The organism is Bacteroidota bacterium (assembly GCA_013360915.1).
Lineage (GTDB): Bacteria > Bacteroidota > JABWAT01 > JABWAT01 > JABWAT01 > JABWAT01.
The window spans coordinates 1-4,253 of the sequence record JABWAT010000037.1; the positions used below are offsets into that span (position 1 = coordinate 1).

Sequence of the window (4,253 nt, forward strand, 5' to 3'; positions counted from 1 at the left end):
TCCTGTCCCTTCGAGAACCTCAGGGTTCGGAAGAAACCTCTGTACTTCCCACCCATAATTATTCAGTTCCGATTTGGTGGACCAGTTCAGGATGATCTGGTCACCCGATACCGAGCCGGTGTAGGAGGCCAGCTCCACAGGAAGCGGATTTTCTGAGCCACTGCCAACCGCAAATTGTGAAAAGCTGTTTAATCCGGAAATGGTAATAAAGGGATCATCATAGGTAACCGTTGCAAAAAACGGTGCACCGGTGACATCGACCCAGGTGGCATTTTCATCTTCGCGTTTCACCACTTTAATGGAATTAAAATCGGTTATTCCTTCTATGCCAGTCAGATCGAGGGTAATGGAGTATTCAATGCCGGTGAGTCCGGTGTTGATGATATTCCAATATTTCTCTGTAGCCAGACCGGTAATGCCAAGCGGCAGTGATCCGACAATAGTCGGATTGTCACTGGTGGTTGCATTGAGCGATCCCGGTGTTCCGCTGGGTGTGGTAAAGGTGACGGTTGCACCAGTTCCTCCCAACACATACGATCCGGGTTCCCCCGCATTCACGGTCGGATTGGCTACTGTTGATTTTGCACCGATTCCGTACCGGGTGAAAAAGCGGGCTTCCAAGGCAATCCGCTCAGCTGTGGTCAGTTTCCGGTCCAGAATCAACACTTCTGCCAGGTCGCCGGTAAGGAAATCACCATCAGCCAGATTCTGACTTTTTCCGACTAGAAGCGACTTTTCGAAGGAAGTAACACCGGTTGGCGATGTTGGAAATGGTCTTCCGTTAAAGTAATAATCTGTCTGATCCGCGTCTGCGGTTATCAGTTGAAGGCTGAAGCCTGCTGATGCTGAGAGAGAAGAATCCTGAAGCGCCATACCGGATGCACCGGTCCAGCTTCCATTGCCCCACAACACAGACAGTTCATCTGCGGTATATCCGAGTGACACCGACCGGTCCCATTCCACTGCGGTCATCCGTTGGGCGGAATTGGTTGGTTTGGAAACGATGGCGATTGTCAATCCGGATTGAATGGCAATTTCCTGACCGGAGAGCAGATAGTCGCTGCCAGCAAACCGGATGACAGGCTTGCCGTTCAGCACAGAACTGATTCTGGCCGGTTGTCTCGAAAGCGAATCCTGAAACAGGTGAGCATTATTGCCCGACAGATCCTGCCACTCGGAAACCAGACCCGACTCATTGGTGGACACCCCGGAATCGGCGCGAACCCAGAAAACAACTCCCGGTAATTTGGAAGAAAATTTAAATGAAGAAATCGATGAAGTATCGCTACCATCAGCCGTTTCCGCAATCAACCGGAAATAGTGGCGTTCCCCGGTCAAACCGGTAACCGGGACCGACACCAACACCTGCGACGGGTTCATCTTTGCGCCCAATCCCCACTGGACAGACGAATGACCTCCTACAAACATGTTATTCCCTTTACCCGAGGCATCGGCCACTGAGGAACCCGATCCTTCATTGAATTTGTAATAGACCACAAGGCCGGTCTGTGTACCCGTCAGTTCCTTCTGAAACTGGTCCTGTATCTCTGCATCGGAACGCACACGTGTCCAGTACCGGTATTCATCAATCCGCATGCCGGAACCGGTCATGTGGAAAAAGGTGGATCCGGCGTGATTGGTGATGGCATTCAGCGTTCTGGATTGGGTATAAATCAGAAATCCATTTTTATAAAAGCGGATCAGGTCGGCAGATGCATCGTAGGTCATGGCCACATGAATCCATTCACCAACCGGCAGGGTTGTTCCTGTGCCAAGTGTGGTTCCACCAGTACCGGTTCCACTTTGAAAGGTCAGACTTCCCTCATCGATTGTAAACGAAAAATTATTCTGATTCCCCTTGTTAATCATCAGTTTACTTCCTGACTGACTGCGGTACACCCAGGTCTCGATGGTAAAAGCTGAACCGGGATTCAGGGAGGCATGATCGGGAATATACACATTTCCCAACCCGGTACTCAGGGAATACCCGGCGGGTACATTGGCAGTCGGTGATGGCAGGTTTAATTCCGTTACCGGAAAGGTGGAGGTTTGAGCCGGAGTCAGCAATTGCGGATCGGTTCCATACTGAAAACGGTAATTGGTTGCTACTGACTTGGTGTTGACCTCACCGGTCAGCATGGCCGTGGTGGCGGTCAGCGATTCCACCGGACGGAGGGATGCAACCGGTATTTTCATCGCCTTGGTTGAAAACGACCCGGAATAACCATTTCCATCTCCAAAGGAATTGTTTGCAATCAGCCGGAAATAATAGGTGGTAGATGGCTGCAGGTTGTTCAGGGTAACCGATACAGGCACCGGGCTGGTACCAGATCCGGCATTCTGAGAGGCGGTCCTTTCAAAGTCGGCAAAGTAAATCTGGGTGCTGTATTCCACCCAGTAGGTGGTGGAATATCCTTTTGGATCCACAGAGCCACTCAGATAAGCCACGGACCCAAAATCGGTTTGAACGGTGGCTGCAGTCACAACGGGCACCGGCTCAACATCTGTTTCCACGTAGGAAAAATCGGATGTATCCGCAGCTGATGCATTCCAGGCAATCAACCGGTAGGTGATGTATCGGCTGGATGGCAGACCGGTAATGGTTGCTGAAACCGGTACCGGTTCTGATCCGTCACCGGCCTCCATGGTGGGCGTCTGAACCGGGGTGAATTCTTCACCGTTTTCTGCATCATATTCGAAGTACCAGGAAGTGGATTGGGACGAAGGATTAACTGTCCCGTTGAGAGTAACCTGATAGTAGGTCACATCGGAGGGTTCCCCGATGGTTGCCCAGGGTTGTCCCGGGAGGAAATAACTGTACCAACCGTAAAAATCATTGTTGTCGGATAGAAAATCTTCGTCATCATCCGCCACATTATCAGCGAAGGTGACGGTATTAAAAAACACCTGTGCATTTTCATGCAGGAATAATGCACCGCCTTTTCCTTGTCCGTTACCGGCACTGGTCGAGGTGGTAATTCCGCGGATGGCCTGATTTCCCGAGAAATGACAATTCATCAGGTATGCAATGGTACCTGCGCGCAAAAAAATGGCACCACCGAGCCCGGCACCTGCTCCACCACGCACGTCTGCATTGGAGGAACCGTTTCCGGCAAATTCACCGCCATCACCGCCATAGCCAAACAGAAGCTCGCCATAAAACCAGTTTCCCTGGTTACCGGCTCCGCCACCACCGCCAAATCCACCAGCGCCTCCATCATAACCTCTGGCATAGGGTTCAGTACCGCCTTGTCCGCCGCCGGCACCCCATCCGCCATTGCCGCCGGCGGTACCGTTTGCACTTCCCGACCCGTTGGCTCCCGGTGCACCGACGGTGCCTGGAAACGGACCATCGCCGCTGCCAAAATATTCTGAACCGGTATTGCCACCACTGGCCCGGTTATTGGTAAAATCCACATCGGTTGCCGACAGCGTTCCGGCATCGAGATATATGGCACCCCCCATCCCGGCGCCAGCGCCCCGGTTGTAGCCATCATTTCCTTTCGCGTAACCGTTCACAATTGAAAATCCGGACAGGCTGACTGAGCCCCCTGTGATAAAGAATGGCCTGACCAGATCGTTTCCGCTGATACTCAGCGAAACGGATCCCGGTCCGTTTATGGTCAGATCCTGTGAAATAACCGGCAGTCCCGTTACCAGAGTAATGGTACCGGAAATGCCTGTTGCATTGATGATATCAGCACCCGCAGAAGCCTCTGCAGCCAGAATGGCCTGTCGCAGTGAGCCAGCGCCGGAATCATTGGTATTGGTCACCGTATAGGTGGTCTGTGAATAACCTGGCATGGCCAACAGAAGCAAGCCGGTTGCAATACTGAGGAAAATTCCCCGTTTCTTTTTTTGTACGATCGGATGGCCGTTGGTTTTAGCCTGATTCATAAAAGTCACTCCTTTTTAATACGACAACCGGGAACCCAATTCCGGCCACACAAAGGTCCGGTTTTTTGTACCGTTGGACGTATCAATTTTCAGTCAGAACTTATTACTTTTCAGGCATTCTTATCCGGATGTCCCGGTTAGCAACCTGTTTTTTATTTCATGCGGATTCTGGCCGGCGATTTAAGCGGAAGGATCAATTTTTCAGAAAAAAAAACCGGCCTGGGCCGGTTTCGTTTCTGTGCATATCGGGTCCGGAAAGAAGCCCCGACCCGGACAGACCGGATCGGGGTTCCGGAGTGGGTGTTACTTCACGAGGGTTAATTTTTTCGTTACAACCTGGTTGTTGAATTCCAGTT

The 4,253-nt window shown here is 51.5% G+C and carries 1 protein-coding gene; it reads right to left on the reverse strand.

Going from position 1 to position 4,253, the window contains the following annotated elements; genetic code table 11:
- Positions 1-3,897: hypothetical protein (locus HUU10_15635; GenBank protein NUQ83034.1), on the reverse strand; the 3,897-nt coding region annotated here is incomplete at its 3' end.
- Between the last annotated feature and the right edge of the window lie 356 nt (positions 3,898-4,253).